A 16,073-nucleotide genomic window follows, 5' to 3' on the forward strand; every position below is an offset into this window, starting at 1 on the left:
GACCGCGCGGAGGGCATGATGGGGCCGGGGGAGGCGCACCCGAAGCGCCGCCCCCGGCCGGGCGCCGGGCTACGAGAGCCGGCGGCGCCGAACGCCGATCATCACGGCGGCTGCACCCACGACGATGGCCGTGAGCGCCCCGAATATCCCGCCGGACGGATCGACGCCGGTGGACGCGAGTCCACCGACCGAGGTGGACGACGGACCCGAACCGCCGCCCGGAACCCCGGAGCCTGTGTAGAGGTAGGTGAGCGGAGCAGCGTCGCCGGCCGCGGTCGTGACGACCACGTCGACGGCGCCGACCGCATGCGCCGGCGCGACGACCCGGATCGTGGTGTCGTCCACGATCTCGAGGTCGGTGCCCGCGACGCCGCCGAACGTCACGCCGGTCGTGGCGAGCAGCCCGGTACCGGTGATCGTGACGAGGGTGCCGCCGGTCGCAGGACCGTTGTACGGCGAGAGCGCCGTCGCCGTGGGGGCGGGATCCGCCAGCGCGACGAAGCGGAACGCCGCGAACCGGAGCACGGGTCCCCGCGGAGTCGTGACCCGCAGATCGACGACGCCGCTGTCGTGCTCGGGCACCATCACGCTGATGGTGTCGTCGTCGATGCGCTCGATGTCGGTGCCGAGCTCGCCGCCGAAGTCGACCTCGGTCGCGTCGCCGAGCGCCTGGCCGCCGATCCGGATGCGGATGCCGCCCGTCTCCCAGGCCCAGGTCGGATCCGTCCAGTCGATGGCCGGCGGCTCGTCCCCGTCGTACGTGTAGGCGTCGGTCGCGACCACGGGACCGGTCGACAGCAGCACGCGGATCGGGACGACGCCGGGGCCGCCCGCGGGCGCGGTGACGGTCACCGCATCCGGTCCGGCCGGCGTCACGGCCGTGCCCGGCGTGCCGCCGAACTCGACGCCCGTCGCTGCCCCGAGGCCCGGTCCGCTGATGGTCACGATGTTGCCGCCGTCCTGCGGGCCGTGGTCGGGGTCGACCGCGGTGATCGCCGGCGCGGCCGGGTCGTAGGTGAAGCCGTCGGTCAGGCTCGCGTCGCCGTTCGGGTGCTGCACGGTCACGTCGACCGCCCCGGCCGCATGCGGCGGGGTGATGGCGACGATCGCGGTCGGCGACACCGACACGATGGTGCCCGCGACGCCGCCGAAGTCGATGCCGGTGGCGCCCGTGAGCCCGGTGCCGGTGACGGTGACCTCGGTGCCGCCGCCGATGCCCCCGTTCGCCGGCTGCACGCCGGTCACGGTCGGCGCCTCGGTGCCGACGTAGGCGTACGCGGCCGAGAGCGTGGAGCTGCCCGCCGGCTGGTCGACGCGGACGTCGACGGCGCCGGGTGCGTGCGCCGGGCTGATCACGGTGAGCCGGGTCGGCGAGTCCACCGTGACCGAGGTCGCGGCGACGCCGTCGAAGGTGACGATCGGGGCGCCGGAGAACCCGCTGCCCGTCAGCGTCACGGTCGTGCCGCCGGCGGCCGGCCCCGAAGCCGGAGTCACGCCGCTGAGCTGCGGCGGCGCGACGTAGGTGAACGGGGTCGCCACGGGCGCCGAGCCGGTCGGTCCGGAGACCGCGACCGCTGTCGGACCGGCCGCATGTGCCGGCGTGCTGACGGTGATGGACGTCGCCGAGGTCGACAGGATCGTCGCCGGCGTGCCGTCGAACGTGACGGTGTCGACGCGGTCGAGGTTCGATCCGCTGAGCACGACCTGCGTGCCGCCCGCGGTGGTGCCGGTCGTCGGCGCCAGACCGGTCACGGCCGGGGCCGCGAGGTAGGTGTACGCGCCGGCCAGCATGCCCGCGCCCGCCGGGGTCGTGATGTCGACGCCGACCGTGCCCGGTGCGCCGGCGGCGGTGACCGCCGTGATGAGGGTGTCGGAGACCACGGTGAAGGAGGCCACGGGAGCCCCGATCGAGACCGCGGTCGCGCCGGTGAGGTGCTCGCCGGTGATCGTGACGGTCTGGCCGCCGCTCGCCGGTCCGGAGACGGGGCTGAGGCCGGAGATCACGGGCGTCGGCGCGGGCGCGGCGAACGTGTAGCCGTCCGTCCTGGTGACCGTGCCGCCGCGGGCGGTGACGACCACGTCGACCGTGGCGGCCGCGTGCGGCGGGGTCACGACCGTGATCTCGGCGTCGCTCACCACCGTCGGCACGACGATCGCGCCGCCGAACGACACCGCGGTGGCGCCGGTGAGGCCGGAGCCGGTGATGGTCACGATCTGGCCGCCGGCCGTCGGGCCCTGGGCGGGATCGATCCCGGCCACGACCGGAGCCGGCGGCAGGTAGTCGAAGGGCGCGGTCGCCGCTCCGCCGGGCGAGACCATCCTCACCGCGACCCGGCCGGGGGCGTGCGCGGGCGATCGGACCTGCAGGTGCGTGGGATCGACCAGCAGCAGCCCGGTCGCCGGGGTGCCGTCGAAGGTGACGGAGGTGACATCGGCGAGCCCCGAACCGGCGATCGTGACCAGGGTGCCGCCGGCAGCGGGACCCTGCGAGGGGTCGAGCGTGCCGATGACGGGCACCGACGGGTCCGCGTAGTCGAAGGCCGAGGGGAGCGTCACGTCGTCGCCCGCCCAGTGCACGACGACATCCACGGGTCCGGCGGCATGCGGCGGCGTGGTCACCGTGAGCGAGGTCGCGGTGCCGCCGAGCGCGATGGCCGCCGGGACGCCGCCGAAGTCGACGCCGGTGATGCGGTCGAGCGCGGTGCCCGAGAGCACGACGGTCGTGCCGCCGGCCGTGGGGCCGGAGCGCGGCGTCAGCGCGGCGATCGCGGGAGCGCCGTCCGGCGTGAACGTGAACGCCTGCGTCAGCGTGATGTCGCCACCGGGGTTCTGCACGATCACGTCGACCGGCCCGATGGCGTGCACGGGCGTGCGGACGACGACCTGGGTGGCCGTCGCCGACACGAGGATGCCCGCGACGCCGCCGAAGGTGACGCCGGTGCTCGCCGCGAGCGCGGTGCCGGAGATGGTGACGACCGTGCCGCCCAGCTCGCTGCCGCTCTGCGGTGCGACGCCCGAGGCGCTCGGCACCGGCGGTGCGACGTAGGCGTAGCCGTTCGCCAGAGTGCCGTCGCCCTGTGCCGTCGGCTTCTGCACGACGACGTCGACGGGGCCGGCTCCGTGAGCCGGGGTGACGGCGGAGATCTGCGTGTCGCTGACGGCGGTGAAGCTCTGCGCCGGCGTGCCGTCGAAGCTGACGCCGTTCGAGCCGGTGAAGCCGGAGCCGGTGATGGTCACCGTCTCGCCGCCGGCCGTGCTGCCCGAGGGCGGCGCGACCGACGCCACGACCGGCGCGGGGGGTGCGAGGTACGTGTAGGCGCCGGGTCGCGTCGCGGTCTCGGTTCCGCGCGTCAGCACCACGTCGACGGTGCCGGCGGTGCGGGCGGCGGTGCGGGCGATCAGCTGCGTGTCGCTGAGCACCTGCACGGTCTGGGCCGGGACGCCGCCGAACGCGACGGCCGTCGTGCCGGTGAGGCCGGTGCCCGTGATGGTGACGTCGGTGCCGCCGGCCGTCGGTCCGGAGACCGGCGCGAGGGAGGCGATCGCCGGCGGAGCCGGGGCGACGTAGGAGTAGATGCCGGTGCCGGTCGCGCTGCCGAAGCAGGCGGCCGTGCCGGTGACGGTCACGTCGGCGGGGCCGGCCGAGCCGGCCGGCGTCGTGCCGGTGATGGTGCGGTCGTCGACGACCGCGAAGCCGCCCAGGGCCGCGCCGCCGACGGTCGCGCCGGTCGCGCCGGTGAAGCAGGAGCCGGTGATCGTGACGGCGGTGCCGCCCGCGGTCGGTCCGGTGGCGGGGGCGATCGAGGTCACCCGGATCACGGGCTGGTACGTGTACAGCGCGCCCGTCGACGTGCCGCCGGGCGACGCGACGACGACCGGGACGGTCGCCGGCGCGTGCGGCGGGGTGACGAAGGTGAGCATGGTGTCGGAGGAGACCTGCACGCCGGTGGCGGCGACGCCGTCCACCGTCACCGCGGTGGTGCCCGTGAAGCGCTGGCCGGTGAGGGTGACGGTCTGGCCGCCGGTCTCCGGTCCGGCCGCCGGGGCGACCGTGGTGATCGTCGGGGCGGTGGGCTGCGGGGCGACGTAGGTGAAGCCGCCGGGCAGCGGGGCCGCGTTCGTGCCGCAGGCGAGCGAGCCGCCCGCGACGGTGACCGCGACGTTGCCGGCAGCGTGCGGCGGGGTGACGACCGTGAGCTCGCTGTCGTCGACGTGCGTGAGGGCGGTGCCGGCCACGCCGTCGAAGCGGACCGCGGTGACCGTGTCCAGGCAGGAGCCCGTCAGGTGGACGGTGGTGCCGCCGGTCGTCGGACCGTCGGCGGGTGCCGCCGAGGTCACGGCGAGGCCGCGGACGTAGGTGTAGGTCAGCGGACCGGACGGCCCGGTGAGGTTGCGCACCACGACCGGCACGGCGCCGGCCGCGTGATAGGGCGTGACCACCGTCAGGGTCGTGTCGTTCACCACGGTCAGACCGGTGCCCGGGACGCCGTCGAACTCGACGGAGGTGGGCGGGTTCGAGCCGGTGAAGCCGCTGCCGGTGACGGTGACGGTCGTGCCGCCGGCCTCCGGGCCGGTGGCGGGCGAGATCGCGGATGCGGCGGGCACGGTGCCGACGGAGTTCGCCCCTACCTCGCCGACCGCGAGATCGAGCGAGGACAGCGTGGTGATCGGGCCGCGCTGCAGCAGGCTGAGCCGCAGCGCCGTCTCGCGGAAGGCGCGTCCCGCCGTCGGAGCCGGATCCTGGTTGTTGACGGTGAGGTCGATGACGCCGCGGATCGCCTGGAGGGCCGGCGCGGTGATGGTCGTGACGGGCGTGATCACCGCGGTCTGGAGCGTCGAGGTCAGCGTCGTGAGGTCGGCGGTGAGCCCCGTGGAGAGCGTCGTCAGCAGCGGCTTCAGCGCCAGCAGCAGCGCGCCGGGCGTGAGGCCGACCGAGATGCCGCCGAGGGCGGTGATGGTGACGGTCGGCGATCCCGACCCGGCGGTGCCGAGCAGCTGGGCGAGGGTGCCCGCGATCGTGACCTTCACGCTGGGCTGGATGCCGAGCACCGACGGGAGCAGCAGCTCGGCGTTGATCGAGATGGCGGTGCCCTGGAGCGCGGTGTTCAGGCGGGTCTGCAGGTCGGTGACGAGCCCGGTGACGAGGCTCGTGACGGTGTTCGAGACGCCCTGCAGCGTCGCTGCGCTGAGCAGCGAGCTGTTCGGCGCGCGGCCGTTGAGCCCGCCGGCGAGCTTGCTGAGGTCGACCGAGATGACGCCGGACGCGAGGTCGATGCTGACGCTGCCGTCCTGCGAGGTCAGCGCCGTGGGCAGCTGCGCCGCGACGGCGAGGTTCGTCGTGATCGACACCGAGTTGCCGGAGGCGGGGAACGTTCCGCCGAGACCGAGGCCGAGCCCGTTCAGGGTGCTCTGCACACCGGAGAGGAGCGTCGGCCCGGTCGCCGCGTTGCGGGCGTTGGCGGAGGCCTGGAGGGTGGCCACCGCGTTCGTCACGGACGGGGTGATCGCCTTGACCGCGTTGCTCGTGATGAGCAGCTTGCCGCCGGCGATCTCGTACGAGCCGGTCGGAACTCCGCCCTGCACGCTGCTGGCAGCGGCGCTGACCGCGCCGAGCTGGAGCTGCAGGTCGGCGAGCTCGGAGGTGAGCTGCGTGCCGAGCACGTCGTGCAGGCCGATGGTGAGCGGACCGGGCTGCCGGGCGGGCGGGACGGCGCCGACGCCGATGGCCCCGTTATCGCCGACGACGCCCGCGGCGCCGAGGCTCGAGGCGTTCGGCTGGGCCTGCGCGTAGCTGCCGAGCACGCCGACGCTCGCGCCGCCGAGCCGCAGCGGCACCTGCACGCCGTTGTCGAGCTGGAACAGCATCGTGTTGAGCAGCGACACGTCGACGTCGTCGCGGTCCGCGATCGTGCCGGTCGTGCCGTTGTTCGCCGCGGCGCTCTCGTTGAGCAGCGCGAGCTGACCGGCCGGGAGCCGCGTCAGCAGCGAGCCGCCGAAGAAGGCGCCCCGCGCACTCGACGCGTCACCCGGAGCGGCCTGGGCGGCCCCTCCGACGGCGACAGCACCCATCGCGACGACCGCTCCGGCCGCGAGCACCCGAATGGCCCACGACCGGACGCGAGCGCGCCCGAAATTCCCCTGATCCCCCACGGCACATCCTCTTCGCGTGTCGGGCTACCGTCCGGGTCCGGCGGGTGATGCGGGTGGTTGGGCCGCGGGCCGGTCCATCGGGTAGCTGACTCGAAGGTAGGCCGGTCCTGTCGGATCCTCAACCCCCCCGATCTGTCCCCCTTCTGGGGCGGAGATGTTGCGGCATCGGACATTCACGGTCCGATCCGGGCGGAATATCACGATCGAATACGGCGAAATCAACATCCGAATCGCCCGTATGCGGAGGGCATGCATCCAGCGGGGTACAGACCTGCGGTCGACTCGGCGGCCGGGGGATATCCGCGATCCGACACTCACAGCCGATTAACGAAGAAGACCCCCCGCGCACCCGCCAGAGCCCGGTTGCCCTTGCTGCGTTTCCGCCCTGGGGGAGTTGGCCTGGATGGCGCCACGCGGGGAGCCGGCACTCATAGTAGCGCGCTCGCCTGCCTGGCGATCTCGCGCTCCTCGTCGGTCGGGATGACGAGCACCTGCACCGCGGACGAGTCGGCGGAGATCCTCCGCTCGTCCCGGCTGTCCAGCTCGTTGCGGTCGCCGTCGATGCGGATGCCGAGGTGCTCGAGGCCCGCCATGGTGCGCCGCCGCAGCAGGGCGTTGTTCTCGCCGACCCCGGCCGTGAAGACGATCGCGTCGATGCCGCCGAGCTCGGCGATGTAGGCGCCGACGTAGTGGCGGATGCGGTGCCGCCAGACGGCGAGCGCCTCCTCCGCCTTCGCGTCGCCCTCGAGCGCCGCGCGCTGCACGTCGCGCATGTCGCCGCTGCCGGTGAGGCCGAGCAGGCCGCTCCGCCGGTTGAGCAGGGTGTCGAGGTCGTCGAGCGAGAGCCCGGCGACGCGGCCGAGGTGCGGGAGGATCGCCGGATCCAGATCGCCGGACCGCGTGCCCATCACGAGCCCCTCGAGCGGCGTGAGGCCCATCGAGGTGTCGATGCTGCGGCCGCCGTCGATCGCGCACATCGACGCGCCGTTCCCGAGGTGCAGGACGATCTGCTTCAGACCCGACAGGCGGCGGCCGAGGAAGGCCGCCGCGCGCTCGGAGACGTACTTGTGGCTCGTGCCGTGGAAGCCGTAGCGGCGGATGCCGTGCCGGTCAGCCAGCTCGCGGTCGATCGCGTACCGCCAGGCCGCCGGCGGCATGGTCTGGTGGAAGGCGGTGTCGAACACGGCGACCTGCGGCACGTCCGGCAGCGCCCGACGCGCGGCGCGGATGCCGAGCAGGTTGGCCGGGTTGTGCAGCGGGGCGAGCGCGGCGAGGTCGTCGATGGCGGCCTCGACCGCGTCGTCCACGATCACGGCCGATGAGAACAGCGAGCCGCCGTGCACGACGCGGTGGCCGACGACGGCGATCTCGTGCTCGGAGCCGAGCCGGCCCAGCACGTCGCTGAGGCCGGCGTCGTGATCGGGCGCGTCGCCGCCGGGCTCGCCGATCCGCTCGACGGTGCCGCTGAGCGCGACCTCGCCGGTGGCCGGATCGAGGAGGCGGTACTTGATGGAGGAGGAGCCGGAGTTGACGACGAAGGCGAGCATCAGGCCTCCCCTCCCCCGACGGTGGCCGGCGCGCCGGCCGCCGACGCGGCGGACGCGGGTGCCGTGCCCTGGGCCTGCACCGCCGTGATCGCGATCGTGTTGACGATGTCGCGCACCAGCGCGCCGCGCGAGAGGTCGTTGATCGGCTTGTTCAGGCCCTGCAGCACGGGGCCGATCGCGACGGCGTTCGCACTGCGCTGCACCGCCTTGTAGGTGTTGTTGCCCGTGTTGAGATCGGGGAACACGAACACCGTCGCACGCCCGGCGACGGGCGAGCCCGGCATCTTCGCGGCGGCGACCGTGGCATCCGCCGCGGCGTCGTACTGGATGGGCCCCTCGACCAGCAGCTCGGGCGCGCGCTCGCGCACCAGCGCCGTGGCCGCCCGCACCTTCTCGACGTCGGCGCCCGAGCCGGACTCGCCGGTCGAGTAGCTCAGCATGGCGATGCGCGGCTCGATGCCGAAGCGCTCGGCCGTGCCCGCGGAGGAGACCGCGATGTCGGCGAGCTGCTCGCTCGTGGGGTCGGGGATGACGGCGCAGTCCCCGTAGACGAGCACGCGGTCGGCGAGCGCCATGAGGAACACGCTCGACACGACCGCCACGCCCGGTGCCGTCTTGATGATCTCGAACGACGGGCGGATGGTGTGCGCCGTCGTGTGCTTCGCACCCGAGACCATGCCGTCGGCGAGGCCGGCGTGCACCATCATCGTGCCGAAGTAGCTGACGTCGGTGACGATGTCGGCGGCCTGGGCGAGGGCGATGCCCTTGTGCGCCCGCAGCTGCGCGTACTCCTCGGCGAACCGGCCGCGAAGCTCCTCGTCGAAGGGGCTGATCACCTTCGCCCCCGAGATGTCGAGTCCGAGCTCGGCGGCGCGGCCGCGCACCTCCTGCTCCTCGCCGAGGATCACCAGATCGGCGACGCCGCGCGCGAGCACGGTGCCGGCGGCGCGGAGGATCCGGTCGTCGTCGCCTTCCGGCAGCACGATCCGCTTGCGGTCCTGCCGCGCCCGGTCGAGCAGCAGGTGCTCGAACATCAGCGGCGTCACGACCGCGCTCGGCGCCACGTCGAGGCGGCGCAGCAGCTCCGCGCCGTCGACCCGCGCCTCGAACAGCGCCATCGCGGCATCGCGCTTGCGGGTCGAGTCGGCCGCCAGCCGGCCGCGGGTGCGGGTGATCCGCACCGCCGTGTCGAACGTGCCCGTCTCGCAGCGGGCGATCGGCAGGGGCGAGCCGAGTCCGTCGAGCAGCTTCTCGATGGAGGCCGGCACCTCGAAGCCGCCGTTGAGGATGATGCCCGCCAGCGACGGGAAGGTGTCGGACGCGTGCGCGAGCAGCATCCCGACCAGCACGTCGGCGCGGTCGCCCGGCACGACGACGGCGGCGCCCTCGGTGAGCCGCGGCAGCGCGTTCTCGAACGTCATCGCCGCGATCACGGTGCCGAGCACCTCGCGGTCGAGCAGCTCCGGGTCGCCGCGCAGCACCTCGCCGTCGAGCGCCTCCACCACGGCGCGGAAGCTCGGCGCGACCAGGGTCGGGTCCTCGGGGATCGCCCAGACCGGCACGCGCTGCGACTCGTCGTCGGCCGCGGCGTCGACGGCCGCGATCGCGGCGTCCTCCGTGCCCGGTTCGGCGCGGTTCACGACGATCGCGAGCAGGCCGGCGTGCTGGCCGCGCAGCTCGGCGGTCGTCACCTCGGCGACCTGTCGCAGCTCGTCGGGCGTGCGGGCGGCCGAGCCGTCCGCGGTACGTCCGCCGAGCACGAGCAGCACGGGCGCGCCGAGGTTGGCGGCGACGCGGGCGTTGAAGCTCAGCTCGGTCGGGCTGCCGATGTCGGTGTAGTCGGAGCCGACGATGACGATCGCGTCGCAGCGCCGCTCCACCGCCGAGAAGCGCTGCAGGATCTGCGCCAGCGCGGCCTCCTGATCGGCGTGCACCTCCTCGTAGCTGGCGCCGATCGCCTCGTCGTAGGCGATCTCCACCTGGGTGGAGCCCAGCAGCAGCTCGAGCACGTAGTCGCGCTCGGACGTCGAGCGGGCGACCGGCCGGAACACCCCGACCCGGGTCGCGGAGCGCTGCAGCGTCTCCAGCACCCCCAGCGCGACCGTCGACTTGCCCGTGTGCCCCTCGGCCGAGGCGATGAAGATCCGCGTCGTCACGCCGCCAGCCTAGGGACGCCGAGTGGACGGGCGGCTGGGAATCCGGAGGCGGATCGAGGCCCTCCCGCGGGCCGCTATGATCTTCCAAGGCCTCCTGCGGGCGGCCTGCTGGAGGATTCGCCTAGTGGCCTATGGCGCACGCTTGGAAAGCGTGTTGGGTGAAAGCCCTCGGGGGTTCGAATCCCCCATCCTCCGCACCTGATCCCCCTGGTGGGCGCCGCTCAGCCGAGCAGCTTGCCCAGCTGCCAGAACGCGTCGCCGACGATCGCGCCGCTGACGCGCGCGTAGAAGGGGAGCGCGTCCTCCGCGATCCAGCCGATCTGCGCGGTGCGGATGCCGGCGTCCCGCATGGCGGCGAGCGAGGCGAGCGTGAGCAGCCCGCCGACGCCGGCACCGCGTGCGGCCGCCACCGTGCCGAGCGGGCCGAACGACACCGGGCGGTAGACCGAATGCCCGACGAAGCCGAGCACCTCGCCGTCCCGGACGGCCGCGAAGCCGCCGGAATCGGGCTGCGCGACGGCGAGTCCGATCTCCTCCCCCCACGCCGGGCTGAACGCCCGGGCCGCCGCGACGGCGGCCGCATCCACGTCGGCGTCGGAGCCGAAGGCGACCAGCTCGACACCAGGAGCCGGAGCGGGCACCGGTGGCAGCGCAGCGAGGTCCGAGGTCATGTTGAAGGCGATGCCGGTGCGCTCGAAGCCGTGCCGCAGCAGGAGCGAGAGCGCCGCGGTGCGCCGCGCGGCGACGCCGGGCCAGAGGTAGCGCCGTGTGCCGCCGCCGGCCGTGATCCGCTCGGCGCCGAGTCGGCGCGCGGCGGCCTCCGCCTCCGCGAGCAGCGCGCGTCCGACGCCGCGCCCATGGGCATCCGGCTCGACCGCGATCAGCTCGATCGCGAGGGTGCGGGGGGCCGCATTCTCGACGAGCCCGGCGACGAGCAGTCCGACCGGCCGTCCGTCGTCGTCGCGGGCGACGAGCCGCACGGCGGTCTTCCCGTCGACGTGCACCAGGATGGAGGCGAGCAGCGCCGCGCGATCCTCCTCGTCCGGGAGGGCGCGCTCCACCGTCTCCGACATCTCCGCGAGCACCGCGGCGGGCTCCTCGATCACGACCGTCACCCCTCGATCCTGCCCCGAACGGGGACGACCCGAAGGGGGATGACCCGAAATGGGACGCGTCGCGGCGCGGTCGGGATGCGAGCATCGAGGGGATCCCCGGGAAGGACGGTGGCATGTCGAGCGACACCCCGCTCGTCCGTGTGCGCCCGCGCCGGTCGGTCCTCGTCATGGCGATCGTGTCCCTGGCAGCGGCCCTCGTGCCCGTCACCGTCATGCTCGCCTTCCTCGCCTCGGCGAGCGGCAGCTGGGTCGCGGCCGGCATCGTCGAGGCCGCCGTGATCGTCGTCTGCGTGCTGCTCGGCGTCCGCCAGCTCTCGCTGTTCGCCCGGGTCACGCCGACCGCGATCGAGGGCAACGGCTTCATGACGCCGACCATCAGCGTGCCGCTCGACCGGATCGCCTCCGTGCACCTCGTCGACACCTGGGTCGGCCAGAGCGCCGAGGTCGTCACGCAGCTGCTCGCACTCGACGCGGCCGGCCGGCGCCTGTTCCGCCTCCGCGGCAACTTCTGGCCGGATGGCGCACTCGAGACGATCGCCGCGGCGCTGCCCGTGGCGGCGACCCGCTCCGAGGAGCCGGTCAGCGTGTCCCGCTTCTTCGCCGACTACCCGTCGAGCGAGTACTGGTTCGAGAACAAGCCGTGGGTCAAGGTGGTCGCGATCGCCGTCGGCTGCGCCGGCGCGATCGGCGTCGCGCTCTGGGTCATGACGGTCATCGGCACGAGCGCCTGAGCCGGCGCCGAGCGCTCAGCGGCCCGGTCAGCGGCGCTTGAGGGTGCCGAAGATGCCGCGCACGAGCTCCCGCACGATGGTGCGGCCGGTCGTCGAGCCGAGCACCTCCTCGACCACGGTCTTCTGCTTGCGCGTGGTCGTGCGGCTCGCAGTCGTGCGGGTCGTCGTCTGGGCCCGGCGCGCGGCCGCGACCTGGCGGTCGTACTCCTTCTGATCCCGCGCGCGCTGTGCGGCATCCGCCTTCGCCTGCGCGGCATCCGCCTTCGACTTCTCGGCGGCGGCCTTCTCGGCGGCCTCCCGCTCCTCGACCGCGCGGTCCGCGTCGGCCGCGGCCTGCATCTTCGCGGCGAGCATCTCGCGGGCGGACTCGCGGTCGATCGCGGTGCCGTACTGCGCGGTCAACGGCGAGGCGGCGACGGTCGCGGCCATCACGTCCGCCGGCGTCGGCGACATCGATCCGCGGGGCGCGCGGAGCCGCGTCCAGGCCACCGGCGAAGGCGCGCCCTTCTCGTTCATGACGGTGACGATCGCCTCGCCGGTCGCGAGCGACTGCAGCACCTCGGCGAGGTCGTAGCCGGAGTTCGGGTAGGTCGTCACGGTCGCCTTGAGCGCCTTCGCGTCCTCCGGGGTGAAGGCGCGCAGCTGGTGCTGCACCCGGCTGCCGAGCTGGGCGAGCACATCCGACGGCACGTCCTTCGGCGTCTGGGTGACGAAGAAGATGCCGACGCCCTTCGAGCGGATGAGGCGGACCGTCTGCGTGATCTGCGAGACGAAGTCCTTCGATGCGTCCTTGAACAGCAGGTGCGCCTCGTCGAAGAAGAACACGAGCTTCGGCTTGTCCTGGTCGCCGACCTCCGGCAGGTCGTTGTAGAGGTCGGCCAGCAGCCACATGAGGAACGTGGAGAACAGCTCCGGCTGGTTCGCGACGCTCGGGATCTCGAGCAGGCTCACGATGCCGCGGCCGTCCGCCGCCGTGCGGAGGAACTGCGCGGTGTCGATCTCGGGCTCGCCGAAGAAGACGTCGGCGCCGGCGTCCGCGAAGCCGACGAGCTCGCGGAGGATCACGCCCGCCGTCGCCTTGCTGAGCCCGCCGAGCTCGGCGAGCTCCTCCTTGCCGTCGTCGGAGGTGAGGAAGCTCAGCACCGCGCGGAGGTCCGAGAGGTCGAGCAGCGGCAGCCCCGCACGATCGGCGTAGTGGTAGACGAGCGCCAGGCTCGACTCCTGGGTGTCGTTGAGGCCCAGCACCTTGCTCATGAGCAGCGAGCCGAAGCTCGTCACGGTCGCGCGGATCGGGATGCCGGTGCCGAGCCCGCCGAGCGTGTAGTACTCGGTCGGCGCGGCCTGCGGCGTCCAGTCCTGGCCGATGCCCTTCGTGCGCGCGAGCAGCTTGTCGTTCGGCTCCCCCGCGCTGGCGATGCCCGACAGGTCGCCCTTGATGTCGGCCGCGAACACCGGCACGCCGGCCGCGCTGAGCTGCTCGGCGAGCACCTGCAGCGTCTTCGTCTTGCCGGTACCGGTCGCGCCGGCGACGAGACCGTGGCGGTTCGTCATGGCGAGCGGGATGCGCACCGGCACGTCGGCGAGCGCCTCGCCGTTCACGAGGGCGCCCATCTCGAGGGCGGGCGCGTCGAACGCGTACCCGGCCCGGATCGCGTCCACCTGGTCCGCGTTGAGCGGACCCGGCAGGGGGACGGAGGGGGCGGCGGGCGCTGCGGGTGCGGGCGGAGCTGCAGCGGGAGCGCTCGGCTGCACGGCGGGGGCGGCCGGCTCGGGGGCGGCGGGGGCGGCCGGTGCGGCGGCGGCCGGTGCGGCGGCGGCCGGTGCGGACTCGGGGGCGACGGCCTCGGACGGGCCGGACGGCGGGGGTGTGGCCTCCGCCTCTGCGGCGGCCAGCGCCGCCTGCGCGTCCTCGAGGGCCTTGCGCGCCGCAGCGACCTTGTCGTCGGAGTCACCCATGCCGGTCACTCTAGTGAGTCATCGATTCGTGCCATCCGGGCGTTCTGGGCTGCCCAGAACGCCCGGATGGCACGAATCGTCGAGCTCGCTGGGGACAGCCCCCGCGAGCGCGGACGCGATCCCGGCACACTGCGTCGATGCGGATGCCCAGGCCCTTGCCCGCGGGTGCTTCGGCCGGCCCGTTCCGCTCCCGCGATGCGGTCCAGCTCGGGCTCTCGCCGGACCGGCTCCGACGGGCTGACGTGCGGCATCCGTTCCACGGCGTGAGCACCCTGGACCGCGTCGCGGGGTCCGTACTCGATCGCTGTCGCGAGTTCGAGCCGACGATGCTCCCCGGTCAGGTGTTCAGCCATGTCACCGCGCTGGCCCTCCTCGGCGCGCCGGTCGCCCACGGCGATCGGCTTCACGTCTCGGTCGCGTTCCCCCGCACACCACCGCGCGGCGTCGGGCTCCACGGGCACTCGCTCCAGCTGATCGACCCGACGATGCTGCGGGCGCTGCCCGTCTCCCACCCGCGGGCGGCCTGGCTCGAGTCGGCCTCGCTCGTCTCCCGGGAGGAGCTGGTCGCGCTGGGCGACTTCATCCTGGAGCAGACCGCGGTGCCGACCTCGGCGGCGGATCTGCTCGCCGCGACGGAGCGGGTGGGCGTGCCAGGGGTCCGCCGGGCTGCGTGGGCGGCGACGCGGCTCCGACGCGGCGTCCGATCGCGGCCCGAGTCGCTGCTGCGGCTGGCGATCGTCGCGGCGCGGATGCCTGAGCCGCTGGTCGCGCATCCCGTCCCGGTGGGCGGCGGGCTGGTGCTCCATCCGGACCTCGCCTTCCCGGACGTGCGGGTCGCACTCGAATACGAGGGCGAGTTCCACCGCGTGGATCGCCGGACCTGGCAGCGCGACCTCGAACGACGGGAGCTGCTCGAGGCGGCGGGCTGGCGCGTCATCCGCGTCACCGCGTACGACCTGTTCGCCGGTCAGGCGGCGTTCCTCGCCCGACTCCGCGGGCTGCTGGTCGCCCGCAGGTCATCGATTCGTGCCATCAGGGCGCTCTGACATCGGCAGAGCGCCCGGTTGGCACGAATCGATGGAGGTGTGGTGCGGGAGGAGAGCGGGGAGGCGGCTCAGCGCGCGACGGGGGTGCGCTCCTCCTGGCCCCAGGCCTGGCCGTAGCCGCCCTCGGACTCCGGTCGCGCCATCAGCTCGAGGAACGGCTTCGCGTCGAACGCCTCGGGGCCGAGCACGCCGATGCCCTCCCACGCGCCGGTGGCGAGCAGCTCGAGCGCGATGACCGGGTTCAGCGCCGTCTGCCAGACGACGCACTGGCTCTCGTACTCGCGCATCGTCCACTCGTTGTCGGCCACGTGGTACAGGTACACGGCGCGCTCGCGGCCCTCGAACTCCGTGCCGTCCGCGCCGATGCCCGTCACCCACACGCCCGCGCAGGTCTTGCCCGTCATCCGGGGTCCGATGGTCGCCGGATCCGGGAGCGCGGCGGCGACGACGTCGCGCGGCGCGACCTCGACCGGGCCTGCCGCCGACCGCACGCGCAGCGGCGACGTCGAGTCGAGCCCGAGCGTGTGGAGGGTGCGCAGCACGCCGATGAACTGCTCGCCGAGGCCGTACTTGAAGGTCACGCGGCGCGCGTCGAGCCAGCGCGGCATGAGCAGCACCTCCTCGTGCTCCACGTTCACGCACTCGACCTCGCCGATGCCGTCCGGGAACAGGAACGTCTCGGGCTCGCTGAACGGCGGCGTCGTGAACCAGCCGCGGTCCCGCTCGAACACCACGGGCGGGTTCAGGCACTCCTCGATCGTCGTCCAGATGCTGAACGACGGCGCGAAGATCTCCTCGCCGCTCTCGTCGCGCACCACGAGGTTCGCGCCGTCGCGGGTGCCGAGCTCGTCGATCGAGGCGAACAGCTCGTCGGAGGCGTACCGGGCCAGCACGTCGGACAGTCCGGGCTCGACGCCCATGCCCACCAGCGCCAGGCGGCCCGCCGTCTCCCAGTCGGGTCCCTGCGCGAACTGGTCGTCGCCGAGCTTCACGCCCGTCTCGGAGTACGGATCGACGGGATGCGGCTCCGACAGGCTCATCGCCATGTCGAGGTAGTCGGCGCCGGCGTCGAGCGCGCCGCGGAACACGGTCGGCACGAAGCGCGGCTCGACCGCGTTCATCACGTGCGTGACCGCGTGCTCGCGGGCCACCCGCGCGACATCCGCGGGATCGGAGGCGTCGATCCGGGCCGTCGCGATGCGGTCGCCCTGCGCGCCGTGGTGCGCCTCGATCCAGTCCCGGGTGCGCTCCGCCCGCGCAAGGTCGTAGTCGCTGATGACGAGCGTCTCGAAGAAGCCGCGGCGGGCCGCGATCTTGGCGATTGCATCGCCGACGCCGCCGGCGCCGACCAGGAGGATCCTCATGCCCCGAC

8 protein-coding genes, 1 tRNA gene and 1 other RNA gene are annotated in these 16,073 nt (G+C 73.7%); 3 read left to right on the top strand and 7 right to left on the bottom strand.

Annotation, left to right across the window (positions count from 1 at the left end):
• Positions 1 to 69 precede the first annotated feature (69 nt).
• The 4 genes from AC1RSJ_RS04955 to pta form a co-directional block, all read right to left on the bottom strand.
• The gene (locus AC1RSJ_RS04955; RefSeq protein WP_493117237.1) at positions 70 to 6,096 is read right to left on the bottom strand and encodes an IPT/TIG domain-containing protein; all 6,027 of its coding nucleotides are present in this window, start codon (positions 6,094 to 6,096) and stop codon (positions 70 to 72) included.
• Between the two features lie 383 nt (positions 6,097 to 6,479).
• Positions 6,480 to 6,576, bottom strand: an RNA gene (ffs, locus tag AC1RSJ_RS04960) — signal recognition particle sRNA small type.
• Between the two features lie 2 nt (positions 6,577 to 6,578).
• Entirely contained in the window at positions 6,579 to 7,700 is a 1,122-nt protein-coding gene (locus AC1RSJ_RS04965) for an acetate/propionate family kinase (protein ID WP_493117484.1), read from the bottom strand.
• Positions 7,697 to 9,853 (bottom strand): phosphate acetyltransferase, encoded by a 2,157-nt coding sequence (gene pta, locus AC1RSJ_RS04970; RefSeq protein ID WP_493117238.1) that lies wholly within the window; start codon positions 9,851 to 9,853, stop codon positions 7,697 to 7,699. The genes AC1RSJ_RS04965 and pta overlap by 4 nt, the downstream gene beginning before the upstream one ends.
• A gap of 110 nt (positions 9,854 to 9,963) precedes the next feature.
• Here pta and AC1RSJ_RS04975 point away from each other — a divergent pair.
• Positions 9,964 to 10,048 (top strand) — tRNA-Ser (locus AC1RSJ_RS04975).
• 26 nt (positions 10,049 to 10,074) lie between these two features.
• Here the strand turns inward: AC1RSJ_RS04975 and AC1RSJ_RS04980 are convergent.
• The gene (locus AC1RSJ_RS04980; RefSeq protein ID WP_493117239.1) at positions 10,075 to 10,968 is read right to left on the bottom strand and encodes a GNAT family N-acetyltransferase; all 894 of its coding nucleotides are present in this window, start codon (positions 10,966 to 10,968) and stop codon (positions 10,075 to 10,077) included.
• 113 nt (positions 10,969 to 11,081) lie between these two features.
• Here AC1RSJ_RS04980 and AC1RSJ_RS04985 point away from each other — a divergent pair, with 113 nt between their 5' ends.
• Positions 11,082 to 11,699 carry a hypothetical protein gene (locus AC1RSJ_RS04985; protein WP_493117240.1) on the top strand — a complete coding sequence of 206 codons (618 nt, stop codon included), beginning with the start codon at positions 11,082 to 11,084 and terminating at the stop codon, positions 11,697 to 11,699.
• Between the two features lie 27 nt (positions 11,700 to 11,726).
• On the opposite strand, the gene AC1RSJ_RS04990 is transcribed toward AC1RSJ_RS04985, so the two are convergent.
• Positions 11,727 to 13,655 carry a helicase HerA-like domain-containing protein gene (locus AC1RSJ_RS04990; RefSeq protein WP_493117241.1) on the bottom strand — a complete coding sequence of 643 codons (1,929 nt, stop codon included), beginning with the start codon at positions 13,653 to 13,655 and terminating at the stop codon, positions 11,727 to 11,729.
• Between the two features lie 263 nt (positions 13,656 to 13,918).
• On the opposite strand from AC1RSJ_RS04990, the gene AC1RSJ_RS04995 reads away from it, so the two are divergent.
• Entirely contained in the window at positions 13,919 to 14,701 is a 783-nt protein-coding gene (locus AC1RSJ_RS04995) for an endonuclease domain-containing protein (RefSeq protein ID WP_493117242.1), read from the top strand.
• 68 nt (positions 14,702 to 14,769) lie between these two features.
• On the opposite strand, the gene AC1RSJ_RS05000 is transcribed toward AC1RSJ_RS04995, so the two are convergent.
• Complete coding sequence (locus AC1RSJ_RS05000) at positions 14,770 to 16,065, bottom strand: saccharopine dehydrogenase family protein (RefSeq protein WP_493117243.1); 1,296 nt, start codon at positions 16,063 to 16,065, stop codon at positions 14,770 to 14,772.
• Positions 16,066 to 16,073: the final 8 nt, after the last annotated feature.

It is taken from the genome of Schumannella sp. GW821-FHT10F01 (assembly GCF_058809295.1).

What these genes read in the sequence shown, in the direction of transcription:
- AC1RSJ_RS04985 (WP_493117240.1), top strand. Translation starts at nt 11,082, where the DNA reads ATGTCGAGCGACACCCCGCTCGTCCGTGTGCGCCCGCGCCGGTCGGTC.
- AC1RSJ_RS04990 (WP_493117241.1), bottom strand. Translation starts at nt 13,655, where the DNA reads ATGGGTGACTCCGACGACAAGGTCGCTGCGGCGCGCAAGGCCCTCGAG.
- AC1RSJ_RS05000 (WP_493117243.1), bottom strand. Translation starts at nt 16,065, where the DNA reads ATGAGGATCCTCCTGGTCGGCGCCGGCGGCGTCGGCGATGCAATCGCC.